Genomic DNA, 21,621 nt, shown 5'->3' on the forward strand with positions numbered 1-21,621 from the left:
CCGCTACGAGAAGACCGCGACCATCTACCTGGCCGGGCTCCACATCGCGGGCATCTTCCTCTGGTCCGCTCGATGATCCAAACGAAAGCGCCTAGCCCTTGCGTCCCCACGCGGAGATCATCGGCGCGGTGGCCAGGTCCATGCCACCCGCCTCCACGTTGGCCAGGTGGCGGTCGATGTCCTCGTCGGTGGCGAGGCCCGCGGCGACGAGCCGGCCGCGGACCTGGCGGACCGTGGCGGACTCCAGGGCGGCGCAGGCGGGCGAGGTGACGGGGAAGTACGCGTCGGCAGCCACGTCGTGCAGTCCGGCCTCGCGGAGCAGGCGCGGGAGCTTGCGGCCGTAGGACAGGTCGGCGCCGCGGTCGGCGAGCAGCTTGCGGAAGCCCTGCCGCAGGCGGTTGGCGAGCCGCTGCTCGGGGCCGTGTTCGTCGGGGCAGATCAGGGGCTGAAGGGCCGGGTCTGCGTCCTCGATCAGCAGCGTTCCGCCGGGCCGCAGTGCCCTGATCATGGAGTGCAACGCCCTTTCCCGGTCCGGGACATGGACGAGGACCAACCGGGCGTGCACCAGGTCGAAGCCGTCCCCCGGCGGCTCCTGCGCGCCCACGTCATGGGTGCGCACCTCGACCGGAGGGCGGGTCACCGCGGCGAGCCGCGAGGTGTCGATGTCGGTCGCCACGACCTGGCCGGTGGGTCCGACCTGCCGGGCGAGCCAGGTCACCACGGAGGTGCCGCCGGCCCCTACTTCCCAGCAGCGGCTGCCGGGCCCGAGCCCGAGTCCTTCGAGGTGCCGGAACGTCACCGGATCGAAAGAGGGAGGCGAAGGCGTCGAAGCGCTCTCCCGCCTCGTTCTGCCGGTTGTTCAGGAGGTACCCGTCGGATGGCGTCATGCCGCGATCATCCCAGTCGCCATGCTCGCCCGAACCGGTTGAACCGGCCGACGCTCCGTCCACAGGCGGGAACAAAGCGGAACGGGCTGTTCCCACAGGCTTACCCGCACTTTGCACCGGGCTGGCACACTTGCCGGGCAAGGCGCGAAAGCGATGTGCGAGGAGATCCACGCGAGGAGATCCAGATGTCCATGGCAGGGAATCTGCGGAAGGTCACGGGGCTGGGCAGGGTCGGCAGCCTGCGCAAGGTGGCGCGGCTGGCCCGGCGGCGGCCGCGCGTGGACCTGAGCCACCCCGCCCGGTCACCGCTGGGTTCCTCCGTGGTGAACTGCGTGACGTACCAGGACGGCGCCCGCGTGCCGGGGTGCACCGACCTGGTGAATGCCGTGGAGATGGTGCGCAAGAGCGGCGAGGGGTTCGTCTGGCTGGGGCTGCACGAGCCGACGGACAGCGAGTTCGCGGGCATCGCCGAGCTGTTCGACCTGCACCCGCTGGCGGTGGAGGACGCGGTGGAGGCCCATCAGCGCCCGAAGCTGGAGCGGTACGGGGAAACGCTCTTCGCCGTGTTCAAGACCGTCTGCTACGTGGAGCACGAGCAGTTGACGGCAACGAGCGAGGTGGTCGACACCGGCGAGATCATGGTGTTCGTCGGCGAGGACTTCGTCATCACGGTACGGCACGGTCGGCACGGCTCACTCGGCCCGCTGCGCGAGGAGTTGGAGACGGATCCACAGCAGCTCGCCAAGGGACCGGCGGCGGTGCTGCACGCGATCGCCGACCACGTCGTGGACGACTATCTGACCGTCACGGACGCGGTGCAGGCCGACATCGACCAGGTCGAGACGGACGTGTTCTCGGAGAACGGCGCACGGGCCGACCCGGGGCGCATCTACCAGCTGAAGCGTGAACTCCTCGAGTTGAAGCGCGCGGTGGTGCCGCTCGGCCGCCCGGTGGAGGACCTGGCGACCCGGCCGATCCGGGTGATCGACCCGGAGATACAGGCGTACTTCAGGGACGTGTTCGACCATCTGATGCGGGCCAAGGAGCAGATAGCCGCGTTCGACGAGCTGCTCAACTCCATCCTGCAGGCGCACCTCGCGCAGGTGACGGTCGCGCAGAACGAGGACATGCGGAAGATCACGGCCTGGGCGGCGGTGATCGCCGTACCGACGATGGTGTGCGGGGTCTACGGCATGAACTTCGACCACATGCCGGAGCTGCACTGGCGGTTCGGCTATCCGCTGGTGATGGGTGTGATGGCGGCGGCCTGCCTCGTGCTGTACCGGGGATTCAGGCGCAACGGCTGGCTGTGACCTCTCACGCCGAGAAGGCCACGACCTTCCGCGGGACGACCTTGATGATCACGCGGACCTCGTTGTCCTTCTCGGCCGGCGAGTCGACGCCGAGATACTTGCGCGACAGCTCGCGCGGGAGCCGTTTGCCCTCGTCCGGCACGATCTCGGCGGACTGGTAGGCGGTGTCGCCCTCGCGCTTGATCCAGACCACCGAGTTCTGCGGGGCGCCGCCGGGGCCGAGGGTGGCGACGCCGGCGAATTCCTTGCCGTCGAGAAGGGCGCGGACGGAGTCGCCGAAGGCGACGGGAGCGCCGGAGCAGATGGTCATGGCGCCACCCCAGTTACATGCATGCACATATAAAAGGGGGCGGCCGAACCGCTTGGATCATCCACTCCAGGCTGGGTGGCGAGGATCGTCGGCGCGTACGAGGACGTCGGCCGTGCCGGCCGGGTCGGTCTCGCCTTCGTAGCGCTCGAAGGCGGGGAGCGTCCAGTGGTCGGCCTCGGGGGTACGGCGGCGCAGGGCGCCCTGGGAAAGGAGGACGTGGACGGTCAGGTCGAAGGGGAACCAGTGCCGCAGGAGAAGGGGGCCATGGAGCAACAGGATCCCGCCGGGCGGGAGTTGGACGTAAGGGCTGCGGGTGGCACGGTCGGTGACCGGGTCCCACAGATCGGGCAGGACACGGCCGCTGCCACCGGGGTCGAGCGGGCCGAAGACCTCGCGCCACAGTGCGCCCGTGTCGAACCAGCCGCCGTAGTACGACTCCGCGTCCCGGCGCCCGTGTTCCAGACGGAGAGACGCAGGGCGCAGAAAGCCCTCGGCGCCGATGACGAGCGAGGGCCGGCCGCGCACACGCAGCGCCTCGGCGACGCGCTCGGCGAGGTCCGCCGGATGTGCGGCCGGCGCCCCGTCGAAGCCGACGCGCGGCCAGGCACCCCCGTCGGCCGGCTCGAGCTCGAGCAGCCGGTCGGCGAGCAGCTCGGCGAGCCGGTCCCAGGTGATCGCTTCGAGTCGCACAGCCCCATGATGCCGGGAGAGGTCGGCGGGCGAGGGCGGCAGGGTGGGCGGCGACCACCGGGACGGCCGCCCGGCCCCACACCCGGGCCGCACGCGCACACCACCGATCTCCACCGGCTGCCGGAACGCGGTGGCGAAGCCGACAGAGTCGGCGACGACCACCAGGACAGCCGCCCGGCCCCACACCCGGGCCGCACGCGCACACCACCGATCTCCACCGGCTGCCGGAACGCGGTGGCGGGACCTCGACCCGGCGCTGCGCGCGCCCCGCCGGGCACGTGGGCCACGGCGGGGCGCGAACCGGCCGGTACCGCGTGGGCCGAGAGCGGATCCCGGGCGGCGAGTCCGGCTGTCGTACGCGGACCCCGCGGTGGCCGTGGTGGAAGAGGTCGCCACACCGGTAGGCACCGTACGCGGGTGTCGGTGTTCAGCTTCCGGGAGAAGGCGAGGGTGCGGCAGGCGGGGCGTGGGAGCGGTGGGCGGAGACGGGGAAAGAAGCGCGTATGGCACCTTCTTCAACTCCCCGGGTCCCCAGCGGACTTGTCGCCGTCCAGCCGCTGCGGGGCAAGCGCTGCGCCGGGTGCCGGCGTGGGCCGCTCTCGCTGCTCGTGCTGGAGGACGGGGCGCCGCGCTGCCTCCACTGCGCCGACCTGGGGCATCTGGTGTTCCTGCCACGCGGCGACACCGCGTTGACCCGCCGGGCGCGGGAGGAGAGCACGCTGTCGGTGGTGGTCGTGCGGTTCAACCGGCGCAAGAGCCGGTACGAACGGCAGGGCATTCTCGTGGAGGAGGCGGCGCTGGCCCGGGCCGAGGCACGGTGCCTGGCGGACGCGGAGGCGCGGCGCCGGCGGCGGGCCCGGGACGCCCGGCGCAGGGCAGCGGAGGACGAGCGGTTCGCGGCGGCGTTCGCGGCGGAGATCCTGCGGCTGTTTCCGGGGTGCCCGGCCGAGCGGGCCCGGGCGATCGCGGCGCACGCGTCGGTGCGGGGCAGCGGGCGGGTCGGGCGCAGTGCGGCCGGGCGGGCGCTGTCGGAGGGGGCGGTGATCTCGGCGGTCGTGGCGGCCGTACGGCACGTGGACACGCCGTACGACCAGCTGCTGATGAGCGGGGTGTCGAGGGTCGAGGCGCGGCGGCGGATCCTCGCGGCGGTGGAGAGCGTGCTGCGGGGGTGGGCCGAGGAGGCCGACGTCGGCTGAGGACGCCGGCGGAAGGGCAGGGAGCTGGACGCTCGCGTATGCCCCCGCGTCCTTCGGCCATGGTCGCCTCGGGGTCCTGCGCCTTCACTGGAAGGGAGCGCTGAAGCCGGGTCTCGGCCCGGGACGGGCTGGAAGTGGGGTGTGACCGTGATCGATGGGCCGTTCTTCGTGCTGGCCGTGCTGGGTGCGCTGGGCACCGGACTGGTGGCCGGGGTGTTCTGCGGGTTCTCGACCTTCGTGATGCGCGGGCTGGCCGCGCTGCCTCCCGCACAGGGCGTCGCCGCGATGAAGGCGATCAACGTGGCCGCCGTGCGGCCCGCCTTCATGCTGGTGTTCATCGGCTCGGCGGCGCTGTGCGCGATGACCGCGGTGGTGACGTTCGTGGTGTGGCCGGACGAGGGGAAGGTGAAGCTGCTGCTGGGCAGCGCGCTGTACCTGTTCGGCTCCTTCGGTCTGACCATGGTCGCGAACGTGCCCCGCAACGACAGGCTGGCCGGGACGGCCCCGGGCAGCCCCGAGGCCACGGCGTACTGGCCGCAATACGTGCGCGAGTGGACGTACTGGAACCACGTCCGCACGGTCGCCTCAGCCGCGGCCGCCGTCGTGTACCTGCTGGCCCTGGCCTGAGCCTTCCCTGCGCGGGATCGGGGAGCCGGCGGCCCGGGCGCTGAGGGAATCTCTTCAGAAAGCGCTGTCCGCGACTCTGCGTGAGTGTCGGGGTGGACGTATCGTGGCCGAAAGAGTGCCGCCCGATGACGCACGGCCCGTCGTACATCGAGTACCTCCGGTACACGTACGCGAGGAAGACGACCATGGCCGATCCCAAGGGGTTCATGACCACGCCGCGCCAGGAGTGGCCGCGGCGGCCCGTCGAGGAACGGGTCCGGGACTGGGACGAGGTCTACGTCCCGGGAGCGCTGCTGCCGATCATCAGCAAGCAGGCGGACCGCTGCATGGACTGCGGCATCCCGTTCTGCCATGACGCCTGCCCGCTGGGCAATCTGATCCCCGAGTGGAACGACCTGGTCTCCCGCGAGGACTGGCGCGCGGCGAGCGACCGGCTGCACGCGACGAACAACTTCCCCGAGTTCACCGGGAGGCTGTGTCCGGCGCCCTGCGAGGCCGGGTGCGTGCTGGCGATCAACCAGCCGGCCGTCACCATCAAGAACGTCGAGTGCGCGATCGCCGACCGGGCGTGGGAGGAGGGTTTCACCCCGCCGCGGCCTCCGGACCGGCTGTCCGGGAAGACCGTCGCGGTGATCGGCTCCGGGCCGACCGGGCTCGCCGCGGCGCAGCAGCTGACCCGGGCCGGGCACACCGTCGCCGTGTACGAGCGGGACGACCGGATCGGCGGGCTGATGCGGTACGGCATCCCCGAGTTCAAGATGGAGAAGCGGCATCTGGACCGGCGGCTCGCGCAGATGCGGGCCGAGGGAACGAGGTTCCGCACGTCGACGGTGGTCGGGCGGGATGTCCCGGCGGACCATCTGCGGACCCGCTACGACGCGGTGGTGGTGGCCACGGGAGCGACGGCATGGCGGGAACTTCCGGTGCCGGGCCGGGAGTTGACCGGGGTACACCAGGCGATGGAGTACCTGCCGCTGGCCAACCGGGTGTGCGAGGGGGATCTGGAGGCCTCGCCGCTGTCCGCGGCCGGAAAGCATGTGGTGATCGTGGGGGGCGGCGACACCGGGGCGGACTGTCTGGGGACCGCGGTGCGCGAGGGGGCCGCGTCGGTGACCCAGCTGGACATCTACGCGCAGCCGGGTACCGAGCGCGACGAGGAGTCCGAGCCGTGGCCGACGTACCCGAAGCTCTACCGGCTGTCCGCCGCGCACGAGGAGGCGCGGGACCTGCGGACGGCTCCGGCGGCGGACGCGGACGCGCGGCTGTTCGCGGCGTCCACGCTCCGCTTCGTCGGGGACGACAGCGGGCACGTGCGGTCGCTGCACCTGGTCGAGGTGGATGAGCGGCGGCGGCCGGTGCAGGGCACCGGCCGGACGCTGCCCGCCGACCTGGTGCTGCTGGCCCTCGGCTTCTCCGGGCCCGACCGGGAGGACGGGCTGGTCGACCAGCTGGGGCTGATGATGGAGCCACGAGGCACGATCGTCCGCGACGGCGGCTTCGCGACCAACGTCGCCGGCGTGTTCGCCGCCGGGGACGCGGCGCGTGGGCAGTCGCTCATCGTGTGGGCGATCGCGGAGGGGCGGGCGGTGGCGGCAGCCGTGGACCGATACCTGACGGGGAGTTCACGGCTGCCGGCGCCGATATCTGCGCATGACCGGCCGATGGCCGTGTGACAAAGCGGGAGTTGCGGTTCGTTCGGCACCGCTGGCTGCCGCCGTCGCGGTGACGCGCCGTTGCGGCGGGGTCAAGTGGGTGATGGCTCGAGGGAGCCTCGGCGCCGGAGGCACGTCGCCGAGGCCACCGGCGGCAGGGCGTCAGCGGCGCCTCTCGTCCGTCCCCGCCACCTCCCGGTCGCCGGCGCCACCCGGTTCCACGTGTTGACGGTGAGGATCAGGGCCAGGACCTGGGCCGGTTCCGCCTCGTCGAACTGGGCGGCCGCCTGGGCGCAGACCTCGTCGGGGACGCCGGGTCGTACGACCGTCACGTACGGCGCATGCGGCAGGGGGTCGCTCCGGACGGACCGGCCGCGTTCCGGCACCCACGGACGCGGATGACGACGGCCGACGGCTTGGTGGTCGGGTACGCCACGACTCCGGAACACGCCTGCGGCGCGGCGCTGGAGGCGTTGTGCGGGGCGATGCCACCAGGGTGAGAGTCATGGGCAGGTTGAGCAAGAAGCAATAAACATCAGGCAGTTCAGGAGAGCAGGAAGTCGGCCTCCCCCGCCTTGGCGCCCTCGATGAACGCGGTCATCTCGTCCGTGGTGTAGATCAGCGCCGGTCCGTCGGGGTCGGTCGACTGCCGTACGGCGATCCGGCCGTCGGCGAGCTTCATCGCCTCCAGGCAGTTTCCACCGTTGCCGCCGCTCCAGGGCTTGTGCCACCCCTCGCTGCCCAACTCCCGCGCGGGCATGCCGTTGTAGACGCGAGTGCGCGGCTCTATGTGATCCATTCACAGCTCCTTGCGGAGATCCTGGAGGATCTCCTTCGTGCGTTGTGCCGTGGCGGCCTGCGCCGCCATGCGGTCCATGACCTCCAGGTGGGTCGCCACCTCGGAGCGCGCGTCCAGGTACACCGCGCCGGTCAGGTACTCGCTGTAGACCATGTCCGGGAGTTCCGGCATGGCGAATCGGAACAGGACGAAGGGTCCGTACGTCCCCGGGTGGGGGCCGTTGGCGAACGGGGCTACCTGGAGCGTCACATTCGGCAGTGTCGTGGCCTCGAGCAACTTCTCGATCTGCGTACGCATCACCTCCGGGCCGCCGACCGGGCGGCGCAGGGCCGTCTCGTCCATCACCGCCCAGAAACGGGGGGCGCCGGTACGAGTGAGCAGTTCCTGGCGTTGCATGCGCAGCGCGACATGGCGCTCGATGTCGTCGGGGCTCGTCTGGCCGATGGCGCCGGACTTCAGCACGCCGCGCGCGTAGTCCTCGGTCTGCAGCAGGCCGGGGACGAAGTGCGGCTCGTAGGAGCGGATGAGGCCGGCCGCGCCCTCCAGGCTGACGTACATCGAGAACCAGCCCGGCAGGATGTCGTGGAACCGCTGCCACCAGCCGGGCTTGTTGGCCTCCTCGGCCAGTTGGACGAAGACGTCGGCCTCGGCGTCGGGAACTCCGTAGGCCTTCAGCAGCAGTTGCAGGTACGGGACCTTGAGGGCGACCTCGGCCATCTCCATACGGCGGATGGTGGCGGGGGCGACGCGGAGCACACGGGCGGCCTCCTCGCGCTTCAACCCGGCGCGCTCCCGCAGGTCCAGCAGGCGTCGGCCGAGGACCACCTGGCCCACGGTCGGCGCGGACCGCGGCTCGCTCACGCTCCCACCTCCGACACAAGAGTCCGCTCCGGCAAAAGAATCCCGACAGCCCTGCGGCGCCGTTCGAAGACTCATTCGAAGATCCGGCCGGATCGACGACGGTCCCAATTGGCGCCGCTCGAGGTGCTGTTGCGAGCAGTGTGCCACGGTCGTTGACCGAGTCACACAGCACTCTGCAATTTTCAGAGTGACACTTGCCAAGTGTCCACGCCGGGGAGATAGTGGCAAGCGTGATTCCGTCCGCGCCCTTAGGAACAGACGCCGCCGCAGACCGTCTTGGTCCAGGTACGGCAACGGGAGCAGCCCCTGGTGGGGGCGCTGCCGAGCGCCGGTTCCGCTTCGAGCTGGCCGCACATCCGGGTTCCCCCGCCCAGGCGAGACGCCTGACGCGCGCCCGGCTGACCGGCTGGTCGGTGTGCGCGGACACCTGCGACAACGCGGCCCTCGTCATATCCGAGCTGGTCACCAACGCCATCGTGCACACCGCGAGCAGTCGCGTGGTGTGCGAGCTGCACGACCACGACGACATGGTGCGCATAGCCGTGCGGGACGAGGGTTGTGCGCCCGGCGAGCCACACCCGTCCCCGCAGCGCCCCGATGAGGAGCACGGGAGGGGGTTGCTCCTCGTCGACGCCCTGTGCCAGGCCTGGGGTGCGCAGGAGCACGGGCCGGGACTGCTGGTCTGGGCCGAGCTGGCCCGCCAGACCGACGCGGCCCGCGGCACCGTGGAGCCGTGCAACGACCTGGGCTGGGGCGCCCGCCCCAAGCCGGGCGGCCCGCCGCCCGGTCCGGGCGAGGAGGAAGAGGCACAGGCCCGGCACCGGGCCCCGGAGCAGCGGCGCGCGTGGGAGGAGCCGTGAGCGGCGCCGACGAGTCCGGCCGCCCGCTGGGCCTGGACACCCTGGTCCGCCTCGGACGCCGTCGGCACCCGTCGGCCACGGTCCGTCGCCTGCCGGTTCCGGAGGGCATGACGTCACCGCTGGGCTGTGACGCCGTGGCCGTACCCGACCGCCTCGGACCGCTGATCATCCCGCGGCTGCCGCGGGTGGGCTGCGTGTACGCCGACGGCGCGCACTGGTGGTGGATCGTTCCGTCGGAATCCGACTACGCCCTTCCCTGGCCGGCCCCCGCCCAGTACGTCCCCGGCGCTCTGGTCCCCGCCACCGCCCGCCTGATCCACCGCCCCGAGGGCACGGTCCCCTACACCCCGCCGATCCCCCTGTACCTGGCCCTGTGCCGGGTGACGGGGACCACGCCGGACTGGTCCCGAGCCGTCTCGGCGTGAGGCTGCGCCGGCTTCGGCCGGTGGGGTGGGCCGAGCTGCGGAACTCTTGACCGGCGCCTCCTCGCTCGGCGGACGCCGCAGCCGTGGGCCCTCCTCACTTGCCCGGGGCAACAGCCCCACGTCCCGGCCCGACGGCCCACGCCCGCCACCCCTCCACCGCCGCACCCCCATCGCGCCCCCGGTACTCCCGCTCGCGCCCTGCCCCACCGCCGGCCCGCCCGCGATAGTGGCCGTTCGGTCATGGGCCGGGGTGGAGGGGCGCGGTGGGAGAGAAGCGCGAGGCGGGCGGGTCCGAGGTCTCGGGGTCGGAGCGGCCGCTGTTCGGGGGGCCGCTGCGGTACGACATGGGGTGGAACGAGCATGCGGACGCCTTTCTGGAGCTGAGCTTCCGGGCGATGGTGGTCCGGTTGCCCGGCATGCTGGCGTCCAGCCTGCGGCTGGCCCGGCAGGCGGACCCGCGGGCGGCACGGATCGTGCTGGCCACCGAGGTGGGCCGGGGCGCGGCCCAGGCGGTGAGCCTGCTGGCCGTGAACAGCGCGCTCGGGAAGCTGCTCACCGGACCCGACATCGCGCAGCGGCTGCGCGCGGCAGCCCCCGCCCTGGCCGTCGTGGCCGTCGTGATGCTGGTCGCGGCGCTGCTGCGGGCCGCGTCGACCTATCGTTCTGATCACCCACCGGCTGGCCTCGGTCCGCCACGCCGATCTGGAGCACGGGCGGCTGGTGGAGTCAGGCACCCCGGAGGAACTCCTGGCCAGGGGCGGTGTCTACGCGGAGCTTTACGCGCTGCAGGCGCAGCAGTTCACGGCGAAGGTGCCGGCCCCGAAGCCGGCCTGAGCCGTCTCAGTCCGTGGCGTCGCCGCGCACGATGACCAGGAAGGTGTCCGTCGCGAGGTCCATGACGACCTCGGCGGGCAGCCCTTCGAGCCGCCGGGCGTGCGCGAACTCCTCCGCCGGCCACGATCCCCGCGGACCACCTGCGGGAAAGCGCTCGAGCACGGTTCGCCCGTTCACCATCTCGCACCTCCAGAAAAGCGTCGTACTTCTTGGAGTTAACGCCCTGGAGAAGGCCAACGGCTCGCTCGGTGACGGGACTGAGACATTGTTGACACTCGGTCAGCGCGGACCGTGAGGATCCGTTCACTTTCCGACAGGAACGGTACATTCAGCCACGGTCCTGTCACGTTCTGTGTCACTCCTCGTACTCGTCGTGGTACCGGAGCCGGTCGCTGCCCTCCGGGTTACGGCCGAGCGCGGTGAGGTCGAGCAGGCCGGTGGCGGCGCCGAGGCCGTCCAGGCCGTCGTCGTGGACCGAGTAGGTGTGGAAGACCTGGTCGCGCTCGCGCAGGAAGCAGCTGAGGCCGGGGCGCTCGACCGGCTCCCCGTCCCGCTCCACGGTCGCCTCGAAGTCCCGGTTGAAGTCGCTGTGGCGGGACGAGTACCACGGCACCGCCCAGCCCATCCGTGCCTTGAACGGCAGGAGCCGGGTGAACGGTGCCCGGGACACGGCCGCGAACGAGGTGTTCCGGGCGCGCAGATGGGCGAGGTGGCCGACCTGGTCGAGGAAGGCCGCGCAGCACGGGCAGCCCGCCTCCCACTCCGGCGCGAACATGAAGTGGTGGACGACGAGTTGGGTCCGGCCCTCGAAGAGGTCGAGGAGGGTGGCCTTGCCGTCGCCGCCCTCGAAGACGTACTCCGGGTCGACCTCGACCATGGGCAGCCGCCGCCGCTCGGCGCTCAGGACGTCCCGCGCCCTGCTGACCGCCTCCTCCTTGCGCAACAACTCCTCGCGCGCCGCGCGCCACTGCTCGCGCGAGACGATCTCCGGAAGCGACATGAGCCCTCCTGTGCACCGGTCGGTTCGAGGTGGTGACCGCCCGCGGGAGCGGAACTCATCGGAGTACGGCGCCGCATTCCAAGATTTTTCCGGCGCCGCTCAGGCGTGCCCCGGAGCGGACTCAGGTGTCGTACTCCTGGATGCGCCGCCCGTGACCCCGGTCGACCAGGGCGGGCAGCCGCTGGTCCAACTCCCGTACGACGGCGGGCACGTCGAGCGTGAGCAGCTCGCGGTCCCGCATCAGGACGCGGCCGTCCACGATGGTGGTGCGGACGTCGGCGGCGCGGGCGCTGTGCACGAGGGTGGCGGCGAGGTCGTGGACGGGCTGGGTGTGCGGGCCGGTGAGGTCGACCAGGATGAGGTCGGCGCGCCGGCCTGGGGCGAGGGTTCCGACGCTGCCGCCGAGACCGACCGCGCGGGCGCTCTGCAGGGTGGCGTGATGCAGGGCCTGACGGGAGGTCAGCCAACGCGGGTCGCGCTCGGTGGACTTCTGGATCAGAGACGTCAGCGCCATCGACTCCCACACGTCGAGGGAGTTGTTGGAGGCGGCACCGTCCGTGGCGAGGCCGACGGGGACGCCGATCGCGCGCAGGGCCCGTACCGGGGTGGTGTCGGGCCAGGCGAACTTGAGGTAGCCGCGGGGTGCGGTCGCCACCGCCGTACGGCCGCCCGTGCGGGCGAGGAGCGGGAGGTCGGTCTCGATGATGCCGGTGCCGTGGGCGATGAGCAGGTCGGTGTCGAGGAGTCCGGTGCGGTCGAGGACCTCGACGGGGGTGACGCCGTGCCGGGCGAGGCTGGTGTCGGTCTGTTCGCGGTTCTCGGCGGCGTGGAGGTGGACGGGCAGGCCGTGCGCGCGGGCGAGTTCGGCGGTGGCGGTGAGGTCGGCGTCCGTGACGGTGTAAGGGGCGTGCGGGGCGAGGGCGGTGGTGATCCGCCCGCCGGCGGTGCCCCGCCGACGCAGCGCGAACTCCAGGGACCTCTCGCGCCCTTGGGGGCCCTGCGAGGAGAAGTAGGCCTCGCCGAGGTGGGCCCGCATCCCGCACTCGGTGACGACGTCGGCGACCACGTCCATGTGGAAGTAGTGGTCGGCGAAGCAGGTGACCCCGCCGCGGATCATCTCGGCACAGGCGAGCCGCGCGCCCAGTTCCACGTCCCTCTCCGTCAGGTTGGACTCGACGGGCCAGACGACGTCGTTGAACCACTCCTGGGTCGGCAGGTCCTCCGCGAGCCCGCGCAGGGCGACCATCGGCGCGTGCGTGTGGCAGTTGACGAGTCCGGGCATCGCGACCTGCCCCCGCGCCTCGATCCGCTCCACGGCCGCCAGGTCCGCCGCGGCGGCCGCGGTGGTCACCGCTTCGATCACGCCTTCGCGTACGACGATCGCGGCGCCCTCGCGGAAGGCGATCCGCTCCTCCTCGTCGTGCACGAGGACGGTGCAGCCGGTGACGACCAGGTCGGCGGGAGAGGCGCTCATGGGCCCAACGTACGACGGTCCCGTACCGCGAGGTGAGCGGAACCACCCATCCGGCGCTATGCGGCGGCAGGCGGCCGGACCCACTCCTGGCCGTGCTCCAACTCGTCGAGCAGTTCCTGTAGTTGACGGGTGTGCCGTGGGGTGAGGCGGGCGGTGTCGTCGAGGTGCACGGCGCAGGCCGTGGTGGTGTCGACGAGGCGTTCCAGGACGGCCGCGACGGCGTCCGTGCCCTCCGTGTGCCGGGCGAGGGCAGGCAGTTCGGCGGCGGCGAGCGCGATCGCGGTACGGGCCTCGGCGAGGGTGCGGTAGGCCTCGCGGCGCAGCGCCCACCGCTCGGTACGGTCGCCGGACTCGCTCAGGACGTGCACGAGATAGGCGTGCGCGGCGCTCGCGGCGGCGGCGAGCCGGGCCCGTACTCCGCCGCCTCGCTCCCCCGGCATCGGGAGATGCCCGACGATCAGCACGATCACGCAGGCCAGCAGGGTCTCGCCGATCCGGCTGACGGAGGCCTGCGGCTCACCGCCGACCATCACCAGGGCCAGGACGAGGACGGTGACGACGGTGGTCAGGGCGCCGAAGTTCCGGGTGGCGACGGGGACGAGCGCCCCGCACACCGCCACCAGCACGATCAGCCCCTCCGGGCGCGGCAGCAGTGCGGCGAGCCCGGCGAACACCAGCGCGCCGAGCACGGTCCCGGCGGCCCGGCTCAGCACGCGGGAGGCGAGCGGCCCGAGGTCCGGCTTGACGAGGAAGACGGCGGTGGCGGGCAGCCAGTACCAGTGCTGGTGCTGCCCGTACCAACGGGTGTGGTGCAGGGCCTGGGCGACGGCGGCGCTGGCCCCGAAGCAGAGGGCGACGCGCAGCCCGTACTCCCGCCCGCCGGTGCCGAGCGCGGCTCGGACGGCGTCGCCGGGGCTGCGCCGCCGGGCGAGCGGCCTGTGTGCGCCATCCGCGGTCCGGTCGAAGGTCTCCGCGGCGCGCAGCAGGGCGTCGTCGAGGGCGCGCAGGGCGGGCGCGGACCTGCTGGGGGCGGGCAGCGGGCCGGTGCCGGTGTTGCCGCGGACGGCGGCGGCGAGCCGCCGGGGCCCTTCCGCCGCGCGCGCGGAGACGGGCTCGCCCGCCCAGGCGAGGGCGGTGGCGGCCTCGGCCAGGGGCAGTGCGGCGGCGTACTGGGTGTGCAGCCTGCGCTCGGCGGCGGAGCCGGCGTACCGGCGCAACCGGGGTCCGGCGAGGGCGTCCTGGGCGTGGTCGAGGGCGGCGGTGAGCGCGGCCCGGCGGGCGGTGGCGGTGTCACCGCCCACGGCGTCGAGCAGCGCGGCTACGGCGTCGTACACGTCGGCGACCGCCTCCCGTTCACCGTCGAACCGGAAGTCCCCGGCGAGCGAACCCGGCGTGGGCAGCGCCAGCCGCAGCAGGAGCAGCCAGCCGGCGCCCGCGAGGAAGGCGAGGGCTCGTTGCCAGCCGCTCTCGGCCGCCGGCATCCCGGCGCCGATGGCGGCGGCGACGAGCAGCTGGGTACCGGAGGCGGAGGCGACGGGCCCGACGGCGCTCATCCCTCCGGCGGCCAGCCCGAGCACGGTGAGGAGCAGGGTCAGCGGTACGGCGGACAGCAGCTGCCCGGTGCACGTCCCCACGAGCAGCCCGAGTGCCCCGGCCAGCGCGGGCACCCCGAGCCGCCGGACGGAGGCCCGTCTGCTGCCGGGCCGGTCGTTGATGCCGGCGAGCATCGCGGCGATGGCGGCGATGACACCGTCGGCGACCCGGCCGCCGAGCACACCGACGAGCAGCAACGGCCCGGCGGCGAGGGCACCCCGCGTCACCGCGCTCCAGGGGACAGGGCCGCGCTGGGTGCGCAGGGCGTGGGCGAGCCAGGGGGGCAAGGCTGGTGAGGGTGCGGCGGAACGCGGCACAGGGCTCCTGTTCATACGAGGGCGGGGTGGGCCTTCGGACGACGGTGGCCGGGCTGTGGGGGGTACCTCCCAGGGTAGATCACGTTCCCCGGGCAAACGGGACGATCACGTTTCGGGGAGGTGAAAGGCGCCGGGACGGGCCGTTTCTTTATGAACGCAATTCCTGCGGTCGTCGGTTGACAGTCGCCGTCCTGCGGTGGCCGTCCGCCGCCGTCCCGGGGCCCTCCGATGACGGTGCGACGGCCACGGTACGCAGACGTCGAGTGCGCCATACGGCGCATCCCGGCAAAGCCGCCGTGCGCGACGCGTGCATCCTGGACGACAAGGGAGACAGGCACGTGAGCCGGCTGGGTCCAAGGCCAACTGCCTCGCGGAGAACACCGGGTCACAGGGCGGGTCGTGGGACGGCGGAACAGAGCACGGCGCTTCGACGGGCCGCACGGGGACGGACACGGACCGGACGTCGGCGCGCTGTTCCTCCCCCTCGCCCTGCAGAACGTCGTGATGACGTACACCTCGACCGCCATGAACGTGGCGCTGTCGGCCATCGTCCGTGATCTGCACACCACGCTGACCGGCGTGCAGTCGGCGATCTCGCTGTACGCCCTGGTGGTGGCCGCCTTCCTGATCACCGCCAGCAAGCTCGGGGCACGCCACGGGTACCGGCGTACCTTTGTCTTCGGCGCGCGGGTCTTCGTACTGGGCTCACTGATCACCGCCCTGGGACCGAGCCTGGTGTTCATGCTGGTCGGCTGGTCGCTGCTGGAGGGAATCGGCGTGGCGCTGATGCTCCCGGCAATGCTTTCCCTGCTCACCGAGACTCTCACGGGGGCCACCCGGACGAGGGCCCTGTCCGCGCTGGGAGCGCTCGGGGGGATCGGCGCGGCGGCCGGCCCTCTCCTGGGCGGCGTGATCACCCACTACCTGAGCTGGCGGGTGTCGTTCCTCCTGGGAACCGTGGTCACGGTGGCCGTGGTGCTGCTCATGCGGCGGGTTCCGGACTCCGAGACCCGGCGTGCGCGCCCCCAAACAGCGCTTCGACGTCCTGGGGGCGGTGCTGTCCGCCGCCGGATTCGGACTGCTGGTCGTCGCGACCCTGCTCGCGGGGCGGTACGGCCACGTACGGATCAACGCCCGGGCCAGGGAGCAGGCACTGACTGTCGCGGTCACCGGTATGGCCCTCCTCGCGTTCGGCGGGTACCTGCTGGCCCGGCGGCTTCCCCGGGTCACTGCGGGTGGCCGGCGTCCGACGTAGGTCCACCGCCGGCGTTCGGGGGCGCGGATCAAGTAGGTCGGGATCCCGGCGAGACGGAACAGCGGTGGCTCCACCCGGAACCGCCCTGCTTCCGCCTCCGCCAGCTCGTGCTCGACCCCGTCGCGGCAGGGGCCGGGCGTGCGGCGACCCGATTGTCAGTGGGGCGCGTTATCAAGGAAGTCGTCACTCATTGTCACGACGAGGGAGGTCATGGTGACGGCTCGGGAGAACAGCGCGCAGGAGCGCCGCGCCCATGTGTCGTCGGCCGGGCTGCTTGCTCGGGGGTGGACCGTGGAGCTGGTGCGCCGGTTGCTGGGCCGGCCCGATCTGCTGCGCGTCAATCCGTACTCGGCGTCGGCCCCGCGGACGCGGCTCTACCGCGTCGAACGGGTCGCAGCGGCGGAGCAGAGCGCCGAGTTCAGAGCCGTAGCTGCGGCCGCTGTGCGGCGGTCCATCGCAGTAAGGGCCACCGTACGGCGCAGGCGGCGGGAGGTGCGGGCGCGAGTCGCGGAGGCGCGGCGAGTCGCGGAGGCGCGGCGGGCTGCGGGGGACGGCCTGCCCGGTCGGTCTTCCCGGGTCGCCGGGGACCCGGAAATTCGGGTGCGTAAGCCCGGGCGGACCGCCGATGATCAGGAGGTTGCCCGTCCATCGGACCAGGAGCCCCCATGATCCGACGCGTGACCACCCCCGCGCTCTTCCCACCGCCCACCTACTCGCACGCCTCCGTCGTCGAGGCCGGCACGAAGCTGGCGTTTCTCGCGGGAGCCGTGCCGCTCGACGAGAAGGGGGAGGTGGTGGGAGTGGGGGATCCCGTGCGGCAGGCGGAGCAGGTGGTCGCCAACCTTCGGGAGCAACTGAGCGCGGTGGGCAGCGACTTGGAGCATGTCGTCTCGACCGACGTGTACGTCGTGAGCGGCGAGCCGTCCGTGCTGTCCGCGGTGTGGGAGGTCGTCGAGGCCTCGGGGCTGAGCCGGGGGCCGCACTCGTCCACGCTGCTCGGTGTCGCCTGCCTCGGATACACCGGGCAGCTGGTGGAGATCACGGCGACGGCCGTGGTGCCGGAGCGGGAGGAGGGCCGGTGACGGCCGAGGTCGTGCTTCGCCGGGCGGTGGCGGCGGACGCCCGTGCCGTCGCCGACGTGTGGCTGCGGTCCTACACCGCCGCGCTGCCCACGGTCGTGCGGGCGCACTCCGACGACGAAGTGCGCGACTACTTCCGGGAGGTCGTGGTGCCGTCGCGGGAGACCTGGGTCGCCGCGACGGGAGACGGCGGCATCGTGGGCATGATGGTGCTCGCCGGGGACGAGCTGTCCCAGCTGTACCTCGACCCCGGCTGGCGCGGCAGGGGCATCGGCGACCGGTTCGTCGCGCTGGCCAAGGAGCGCAGCCCGGGCGGGCTCGGCCTGTGGACCTTCCAGGTCAACAAGCCCGCCCACCGCTTCTACGAGCGGCACGGATTCGTCGCCGTCGAATACACGGACGGCGGCGGCAACGAGGAGCGGGAGCCGGACGTGCGGTACGTGTGGCGGTCCTGAAGGACGTCCACGTGAAGGGCGTCCCTCACCTCCTCGGGCGCCCTCCCCACGTCCTGCCCTTCGGCAGTGGTTTCGCATAGGTGCCCGCCCGGCTCGTCGTCAGCCCCAGCGACACCAGCGACTCCGCCAGCTTCACCGCCGCTCCGACCCCGTCGACCACCGGAAGCCCGAGCTTCTCCCCCACCGCCCGCTGCAGTCCCGTCATCCCGGCGCAGCCGAGCACCAGGACCTCGGCGCCGGCCTCGCGGGCCCGTTCGGCCGCGGCGAGGAAGGCGGCCTCGGTGCGGGCCGGGTAGTCGGCGAGGTCGAGGACGCCCAGGCCCGTGCCGATCACGGCGGCGCAGTTGCGGGCCACGCCGGCGGTCTCCAGGCTGTCCTCGATCTGGCCGCGGGACCGGTCGAGGGTGGTGACGACGCCGTACCGCCGCCCGAGGAGGCAGGCGAGGTGGGCCGCGGCCTCGGTGATGTCCACGACGGGCACGTCCACCAGCTCCCGTACGCCCTCCCGGCCGTGCTCCCCGAACCCGGCCAGCACGACGGCGTCGTACGACGGGCCGTCGTAGGTGCGCAGTGCGTCGAGGACGGCCGCGGCCGAGAGGTAGCTGTCGAGCCAGCCCTCGGCCGACTCGGGGCCCCACGCGGGGGTCAGCCCGGTCACGGTGGTGCCCGGGCCTGCGGCGGCCCGGGCACCTCGGACGATCTCCTCGGTCATCTCCTGCGTGGTGTTGCAGTTGGTGACGACGATCCGCACGTCCGTCAGACCTCCGCCCCGGCCGTCCGGGCCCGCTCGCCACGGCACAGCACCGCGTACAGCCCGGCGGCCAGCGCCGTGCCGATGAACCAGGAGTACGGCGCCACGTCGCTGAAGGACTTGCCCAGCGCCAGCACCGCGGCGACGGCGGCCGAGGGCAGGAACGCCCACAGCGCCTTGGGGTTGACGCCCTTGCGGTAGTAGTAGCGGGAGCCGGGCGTGGCGTCGAAGAGTCGGTCCACGTCGACCCGGCCGCGCTTGACCGCGTAGTAGTCGACCATGATCACGCCGAACAGCGGGCCCAGGAAGGCACCGAGGCCGCCGAGGAAGTAGTTGACCACGGTCGGGTTGGAGAAGAGGTTCCAGGGGGTGACGATAAGGGCGGCCACCGTGCTGATCAGACCGCCGACCTTGAAGGTGATCTTCTGCGGCCAGACGTTGGCCAGGTCGTACGCCGGTGAGACGAAGTTGGCGACGATGTTGACGCCCATGGTGGCAATGGCGAAGGTCAGCGCGGCCAGCACCAGCACCCAGGTGTTGCCGACCTTGGCGACCAGCTCCGCCGGGTCCGTGATGGCCTCGCCCCAGACCTCCAGCGAACCCGCCGTGACGATGACGGAGACGACGACGAAGGCGGTGGAGTTGATGGGCAGGCCCCAGAAGTTGCCGCGCCGGACCGTCCTGTAGTCGGGTGCGAAGCGGGAGAAGTCGCAGAAGTTGAGCATCAGCGTGCCGTAGGTGGCGAGGATCAGGCCGATCGCGCCGAACCACTGCCGCCACTGCTCACCGACGGAGACCGGGTGCGGGGTGGAGGTGAGCGAGATGCTCCAGTGGGCCTTGGCCAGGACCCAGACCGCCAGCGCGATCATCACCAGCCAGATCGCCGGGCCGCAGAAGTCCTGGAACTTCCGTACCGATTCCATGCCCTGACTGATGATCAGCGCCTGGATCAGCCAGAGGGAGACGAAGGAGATCCAGCCGAGGGCGTCCAGGCCGAGGAAGGAGCTGCGGGTGAGGGACTCCAGGCCCGGCCAGGCCGCCAGCAGCATCACGTTGACGGCGACGGAGGCCAGATAGGTCTGGATGCCGTACCACATGATGGCGATCACGGCCCGGATCAGGGCCGGGATGTTGGCGCCCCAGACGCCGAAGCTGATGCGGCTGACGACGGGGAAGGGGACGCCGTGGCGCTGGCCGATCCTCCCCATCCAGTTCATGCCGACGTAGATGAGCACGAACCCGACGAGCAGGGAGGTGAAGACCTGCCAGACGTTCATGCCGAGGACCAGCAGGCCGGCGGCGAAGGTGTAGTTGCCGAGGTTGTGGACGTCGGACATCCACATGGCGAACAGGTCGAAGACCTTCCAGTTCCGCTGCTCGGCGGGGGCGAGGTCCTCGTTGGTGAGGCGGGGGTCGGGGACGAACGCTGGAGCGGCGCCGGTGGCTTCGGCGCGGTCGGCGAGGGACACGGGGCCTCCATGGGCGAGGGGACGGAGGAGGAGGGCTGCATTGTCCGGAGTACCGGACTGTGGGGGGTGCCGAGCGCCTCGTTTGGTATACCAAACTGCCGTCATGGTCCCGCCGTCAAGCGTTCGGACCGATGTCGTCGCTGTTACTTCTCCGTAAAAGCACCGCCGGGTCGGCGAAGATGGCCCCATGAGCCCCACGACGACGAAGACCGAACCCCTGGGCGCGGTGCGCGAACGGGTCCTCGCGACCCTGCGGCAGGACATCATCGCGGGGCGTCTCGGGCCCGGTGAACGGCTCGTCGAACGGGAGCTGGCCGAGCGCTTCGGCGTCTCGCGGGTGCCGGTGCGGGAGGCGATCCGCGCCCTGGTCGCCGAGGGCTTCGTCCTGTTCGAGTCGGCGCGCCGTACAGTCGTACGCCGGTTGACCCCGACCGATGTGAAGGAACTCTTCGAGCTGCGCGAGGCGTTGGAGGTGTACGTGGCGGGACTGGCCGCGGCACGGGCGACGCCCGAGGCGCTGGCGGAGTTGCGCGGGCTGCTGGCCGAGGCCGCGGCGGCGACGCAGGAGGGGGACGGCGAGTCGATCACGGACATCAACACCCGCTTCCACGACCGCATCCTGGCCATGGCCGGCAACAGCCTGCTGATCTCCGTCATGGAACCGGTCGACGGCCGGCTGCGCTGGCTCACCCGGCAGAACGAGGAGTGGCCCCAACTCCTCGACGAACACCGCGAGTTGTACGAGGCCATCGCCTCCGGCAACCCGGACCGCGCCCGCGCCCACGCACTCGGCCACGTCCGCGCCAACTACCGCTCGACGGTACGGCACCTGTTCGGGACCGAGCCCGCCGAAGCCGGCTGAGGCATCACTGCGGCAGTCCGGCCGCGTCGGCCGCCGTGCGCAGCACCTCGCGCAGCATCAGGGGGGTGAGCCGACCGGTGAAGGTGTTGCGCTGACTGACATGGAAGCAGCCGAAGACGTCCAGGCCGTCGAGGGTGACTCGGGTGCCGTGGGCGAAGACGGGGCGGGGCCGGGGCACGGGCCAGCCCGCCTCGGCGAACGCGGGCAGCGCCGCCTGCCAGCCGAAGGCGCCGAGCACCACGGCCGCCCGGAGCGTCGGGCGCAGCAGCTTCAGCTCCTGGACCAGCCAGGGGCGGCAGGTGTCGCGTTCCCCGGGGGTGGGCTTGTTGGCGGGCGGGGCGCAGTGCACGGGCGCGGTGACGCGCACGCCGTACAGCTCCAGGTCGTCGTCGGCACGCACGGAGGTGGGCTGCGAGGCAAGCCCCACGTCGTACAACGCCTGGTACAGCACGTCTCCCGAGCGGTCCCCGGTGAACATACGACCCGTGCGGTTGCCCCCGTGCGCGGCGGGGGCCAGCCCGATGATCACGAGGCGGGCGTCGGCCGGACCGAAGCCGGGCACCGGCCGCCCCCAGTACGTCCAGTCGGCGAACCCGGCCCGCTTGGTCCGGGCCACCTCCTCGCGCCACTCGACCAGCCGCGGACAGGCCCGGCACTCCGTGACGCGCCGGTCAAGCCGAGCAAGGGCGCAGCTGTCGTCCATAAGGTCACCGTATGCCCAGTCCGGGACAGCGCCTCCGGCTCGCCTGGCGCGTGAGGCCGCGTTTCCCGGGTGGGGCCGCCTGCGGTGAGGGCGGGCAGCGGGCGACGGGAGCTTCCGGGCCGACGAGGTCTCGGGGGCGGGCGTCCTTCGACGCTCTCCGAGCCCGGGGCCCGGAAAACGCCCCGACTCGCCCGGCCCGACTCATCCGG

The 21,621-nt window shown here is 72.2% G+C and carries 21 protein-coding genes and 6 pseudogenes; 13 read left to right on the forward strand and 14 right to left on the reverse strand.

What is annotated here, in order from left to right; all coding sequences use genetic code 11:
• Positions 1 to 91: 91 nt before the first annotated feature.
• A pseudogene (locus ACWC5O_RS14170) lies at positions 92 to 887 on the reverse strand (methyltransferase domain-containing protein).
• 185 nt (positions 888 to 1,072) lie between these two features.
• On the opposite strand from ACWC5O_RS14170, the gene corA reads away from it, so the two are divergent.
• On the forward strand, positions 1,073 to 2,200 hold the full coding sequence (gene corA / locus ACWC5O_RS14175) for a magnesium/cobalt transporter CorA (RefSeq protein ID WP_450587446.1): 1,128 nt from the start codon (positions 1,073 to 1,075) through the stop codon (positions 2,198 to 2,200).
• Between the two features lie 4 nt (positions 2,201 to 2,204).
• Here the strand turns inward: corA and ACWC5O_RS14180 are convergent, their stop codons facing one another.
• Positions 2,205 to 2,510, reverse strand: coding sequence for a PPOX class F420-dependent oxidoreductase (locus tag ACWC5O_RS14180; protein ID WP_450587445.1), 306 nt, complete (start codon positions 2,508 to 2,510; stop codon positions 2,205 to 2,207).
• Between the two features lie 57 nt (positions 2,511 to 2,567).
• Entirely contained in the window at positions 2,568 to 3,200 is a 633-nt protein-coding gene (locus ACWC5O_RS14185) for a uridine kinase (protein WP_450587443.1), read from the reverse strand.
• Between the two features lie 503 nt (positions 3,201 to 3,703).
• On the opposite strand from ACWC5O_RS14185, the gene ACWC5O_RS14190 reads away from it, so the two are divergent.
• The 3 genes from ACWC5O_RS14190 to ACWC5O_RS14200 all read left to right on the forward strand — a co-directional run bounded on the left by ACWC5O_RS14190 (position 3,704) and on the right by ACWC5O_RS14200 (position 6,696).
• Positions 3,704 to 4,396, forward strand: coding sequence for a DUF2293 domain-containing protein (locus ACWC5O_RS14190; protein ID WP_450587442.1), 693 nt, complete (start codon positions 3,704 to 3,706; stop codon positions 4,394 to 4,396).
• A gap of 147 nt (positions 4,397 to 4,543) precedes the next feature.
• Positions 4,544 to 5,023 (forward strand): anthrone oxygenase family protein, encoded by a 480-nt coding sequence (locus ACWC5O_RS14195; RefSeq protein ID WP_450587457.1) that lies wholly within the window; start codon positions 4,544 to 4,546, stop codon positions 5,021 to 5,023.
• Positions 5,024 to 5,208: 185 nt separating this feature from the next.
• Positions 5,209 to 6,696: a glutamate synthase subunit beta gene (locus ACWC5O_RS14200; RefSeq protein WP_450587456.1), complete on the forward strand. Its 1,488-nt coding sequence runs from the start codon at positions 5,209 to 5,211 to the stop codon at positions 6,694 to 6,696.
• 141 nt (positions 6,697 to 6,837) lie between these two features.
• Here ACWC5O_RS14200 and ACWC5O_RS14205 read toward each other — a convergent pair.
• A pseudogene (locus ACWC5O_RS14205) lies at positions 6,838 to 6,989 on the reverse strand (carboxymuconolactone decarboxylase family protein); the annotation flags it as partial.
• 30 nt (positions 6,990 to 7,019) lie between these two features.
• On the opposite strand from ACWC5O_RS14205, the pseudogene ACWC5O_RS14210 reads away from it, so the two are divergent.
• Positions 7,020 to 7,175: pseudogene (locus ACWC5O_RS14210) on the forward strand (PLP-dependent aminotransferase family protein); the annotation flags it as partial.
• A 44-nt stretch (positions 7,176 to 7,219) separates the two neighbouring features.
• Here ACWC5O_RS14210 and ACWC5O_RS14215 read toward each other — a convergent pair.
• Positions 7,220 to 7,474: a DUF397 domain-containing protein gene (locus ACWC5O_RS14215; protein ID WP_145875008.1), complete on the reverse strand. Its 255-nt coding sequence runs from the start codon at positions 7,472 to 7,474 to the stop codon at positions 7,220 to 7,222.
• Positions 7,475 to 8,335 carry a helix-turn-helix domain-containing protein gene (locus ACWC5O_RS14220; protein WP_450587440.1) on the reverse strand — a complete coding sequence of 287 codons (861 nt, stop codon included), beginning with the start codon at positions 8,333 to 8,335 and terminating at the stop codon, positions 7,475 to 7,477.
• A gap of 221 nt (positions 8,336 to 8,556) precedes the next feature.
• Here ACWC5O_RS14220 and ACWC5O_RS14225 point away from each other — a divergent pair, with 221 nt between their 5' ends.
• From ACWC5O_RS14225 to ACWC5O_RS14235, 3 genes and pseudogenes are all read left to right on the forward strand, one after another.
• Positions 8,557 to 9,195 carry an ATP-binding protein gene (locus ACWC5O_RS14225; protein ID WP_450587438.1) on the forward strand — a complete coding sequence of 213 codons (639 nt, stop codon included), beginning with the start codon at positions 8,557 to 8,559 and terminating at the stop codon, positions 9,193 to 9,195.
• The gene (locus ACWC5O_RS14230) at positions 9,192 to 9,620 is read left to right on the forward strand and encodes a hypothetical protein (protein ID WP_450587436.1); all 429 of its coding nucleotides are present in this window, start codon (positions 9,192 to 9,194) and stop codon (positions 9,618 to 9,620) included. Before ACWC5O_RS14225 ends, ACWC5O_RS14230 begins: the two co-directional genes overlap by 4 nt.
• A 263-nt stretch (positions 9,621 to 9,883) precedes the next feature.
• A pseudogene (locus ACWC5O_RS14235) lies at positions 9,884 to 10,279 on the forward strand (ABC transporter ATP-binding protein); the annotation flags it as partial.
• 181 nt (positions 10,280 to 10,460) lie between these two features.
• On the opposite strand, the gene ACWC5O_RS14240 reads toward ACWC5O_RS14235, so the two are convergent.
• From ACWC5O_RS14240 to ACWC5O_RS14255, 4 genes are all read right to left on the reverse strand, one after another.
• On the reverse strand, positions 10,461 to 10,634 hold the full coding sequence (locus ACWC5O_RS14240) for a hypothetical protein (protein WP_450587434.1): 174 nt from the start codon (positions 10,632 to 10,634) through the stop codon (positions 10,461 to 10,463).
• 175 nt (positions 10,635 to 10,809) lie between these two features.
• Entirely contained in the window at positions 10,810 to 11,454 is a 645-nt protein-coding gene (locus ACWC5O_RS14245) for a DUF899 domain-containing protein (RefSeq protein WP_450587432.1), read from the reverse strand.
• Positions 11,455 to 11,575: 121 nt separating this feature from the next.
• Positions 11,576 to 12,928, reverse strand: coding sequence for an amidohydrolase (locus ACWC5O_RS14250; protein ID WP_450587430.1), 1,353 nt, complete (start codon positions 12,926 to 12,928; stop codon positions 11,576 to 11,578).
• A 56-nt stretch (positions 12,929 to 12,984) separates the two neighbouring features.
• The gene (locus tag ACWC5O_RS14255; RefSeq protein ID WP_450587428.1) at positions 12,985 to 14,853 is read right to left on the reverse strand and encodes an FUSC family protein; all 1,869 of its coding nucleotides are present in this window, start codon (positions 14,851 to 14,853) and stop codon (positions 12,985 to 12,987) included.
• Positions 14,854 to 15,363: 510 nt separating this feature from the next.
• Between ACWC5O_RS14255 and ACWC5O_RS14260 the strand changes: the two are divergent.
• Both ACWC5O_RS14260 and ACWC5O_RS14265 read left to right on the forward strand, forming a co-directional pair.
• Positions 15,364 to 15,816 (forward strand): annotated as a pseudogene (locus ACWC5O_RS14260) (MFS transporter); the annotation flags it as partial.
• Between the two features lie 37 nt (positions 15,817 to 15,853).
• Positions 15,854 to 16,093, forward strand: coding sequence for a hypothetical protein (locus tag ACWC5O_RS14265; protein ID WP_450587458.1), 240 nt, complete (start codon positions 15,854 to 15,856; stop codon positions 16,091 to 16,093).
• Positions 16,094 to 16,113: 20 nt separating this feature from the next.
• Here the strand turns inward: ACWC5O_RS14265 and ACWC5O_RS14270 are convergent.
• Positions 16,114 to 16,215 (reverse strand): annotated as a pseudogene (locus tag ACWC5O_RS14270) (nucleotidyltransferase domain-containing protein); the annotation flags it as partial.
• Between the two features lie 543 nt (positions 16,216 to 16,758).
• On the opposite strand from ACWC5O_RS14270, the gene ACWC5O_RS14275 reads away from it, so the two are divergent.
• Positions 16,759 to 17,175: a RidA family protein gene (locus tag ACWC5O_RS14275; RefSeq protein ID WP_450587426.1), complete on the forward strand. Its 417-nt coding sequence runs from the start codon at positions 16,759 to 16,761 to the stop codon at positions 17,173 to 17,175.
• Positions 17,172 to 17,627, forward strand: a complete 456-nt coding sequence (locus tag ACWC5O_RS14280; RefSeq protein ID WP_450587424.1) for a GNAT family N-acetyltransferase — start codon at positions 17,172 to 17,174, stop codon at positions 17,625 to 17,627. Before ACWC5O_RS14275 ends, ACWC5O_RS14280 begins: the two co-directional genes overlap by 4 nt.
• A gap of 25 nt (positions 17,628 to 17,652) precedes the next feature.
• Here ACWC5O_RS14280 and ACWC5O_RS14285 read toward each other — a convergent pair whose 3' ends face one another.
• Both ACWC5O_RS14285 and ACWC5O_RS14290 read right to left on the reverse strand, forming a co-directional pair.
• A complete protein-coding gene (locus ACWC5O_RS14285; protein WP_450587422.1) occupies positions 17,653 to 18,378 on the reverse strand; it encodes an aspartate/glutamate racemase family protein in 726 nt (241 codons plus the stop codon).
• A gap of 5 nt (positions 18,379 to 18,383) precedes the next feature.
• A complete protein-coding gene (locus tag ACWC5O_RS14290; protein ID WP_450587420.1) occupies positions 18,384 to 19,847 on the reverse strand; it encodes an NCS1 family nucleobase:cation symporter-1 in 1,464 nt (487 codons plus the stop codon).
• Between the two features lie 187 nt (positions 19,848 to 20,034).
• Between ACWC5O_RS14290 and ACWC5O_RS14295 the strand changes: the two genes are divergently transcribed.
• Complete coding sequence (locus tag ACWC5O_RS14295; RefSeq protein WP_450587419.1) at positions 20,035 to 20,709, forward strand: GntR family transcriptional regulator; 675 nt, start codon at positions 20,035 to 20,037, stop codon at positions 20,707 to 20,709.
• Positions 20,710 to 20,713: 4 nt separating this feature from the next.
• Here the strand turns inward: ACWC5O_RS14295 and ACWC5O_RS14300 are convergent, their stop codons facing one another.
• A complete protein-coding gene (locus tag ACWC5O_RS14300; protein ID WP_450587418.1) occupies positions 20,714 to 21,412 on the reverse strand; it encodes a uracil-DNA glycosylase in 699 nt (232 codons plus the stop codon).
• Between the last annotated feature and the right edge of the window lie 209 nt (positions 21,413 to 21,621).

This window comes from Streptomyces sp. NPDC001450 (assembly GCF_053597295.1).

Bases quoted from the DNA above. Each gene is read 5' to 3' on its own strand.
- ACWC5O_RS14180 (WP_450587445.1), bottom strand. From the start codon at position 2,510: ATGACCATCTGCTCCGGCGCTCCCGTCGCCTTCGGCGACTCCGTCCGC.
- ACWC5O_RS14245 (WP_450587432.1), bottom strand. From the start codon at position 11,454: ATGTCGCTTCCGGAGATCGTCTCGCGCGAGCAGTGGCGCGCGGCGCGC.
- ACWC5O_RS14250 (WP_450587430.1), bottom strand. From the start codon at position 12,928: ATGAGCGCCTCTCCCGCCGACCTGGTCGTCACCGGCTGCACCGTCCTC.
- ACWC5O_RS14275 (WP_450587426.1), top strand. From the start codon at position 16,759: ATGATCCGACGCGTGACCACCCCCGCGCTCTTCCCACCGCCCACCTAC.
- corA (WP_450587446.1), top strand. From the start codon at position 1,073: ATGTCCATGGCAGGGAATCTGCGGAAGGTCACGGGGCTGGGCAGGGTC.
- ACWC5O_RS14215 (WP_145875008.1), bottom strand. From the start codon at position 7,474: ATGGATCACATAGAGCCGCGCACTCGCGTCTACAACGGCATGCCCGCG.
- ACWC5O_RS14255 (WP_450587428.1), bottom strand. From the start codon at position 14,853: ATGAACAGGAGCCCTGTGCCGCGTTCCGCCGCACCCTCACCAGCCTTG.
- ACWC5O_RS14295 (WP_450587419.1), top strand. From the start codon at position 20,035: ATGAGCCCCACGACGACGAAGACCGAACCCCTGGGCGCGGTGCGCGAA.
- ACWC5O_RS14200 (WP_450587456.1), top strand. From the start codon at position 5,209: ATGGCCGATCCCAAGGGGTTCATGACCACGCCGCGCCAGGAGTGGCCG.
- ACWC5O_RS14300 (WP_450587418.1), bottom strand. From the start codon at position 21,412: ATGGACGACAGCTGCGCCCTTGCTCGGCTTGACCGGCGCGTCACGGAG.
- ACWC5O_RS14240 (WP_450587434.1), bottom strand. From the start codon at position 10,634: ATGGTGAACGGGCGAACCGTGCTCGAGCGCTTTCCCGCAGGTGGTCCG.
- ACWC5O_RS14190 (WP_450587442.1), top strand. From the start codon at position 3,704: ATGGCACCTTCTTCAACTCCCCGGGTCCCCAGCGGACTTGTCGCCGTC.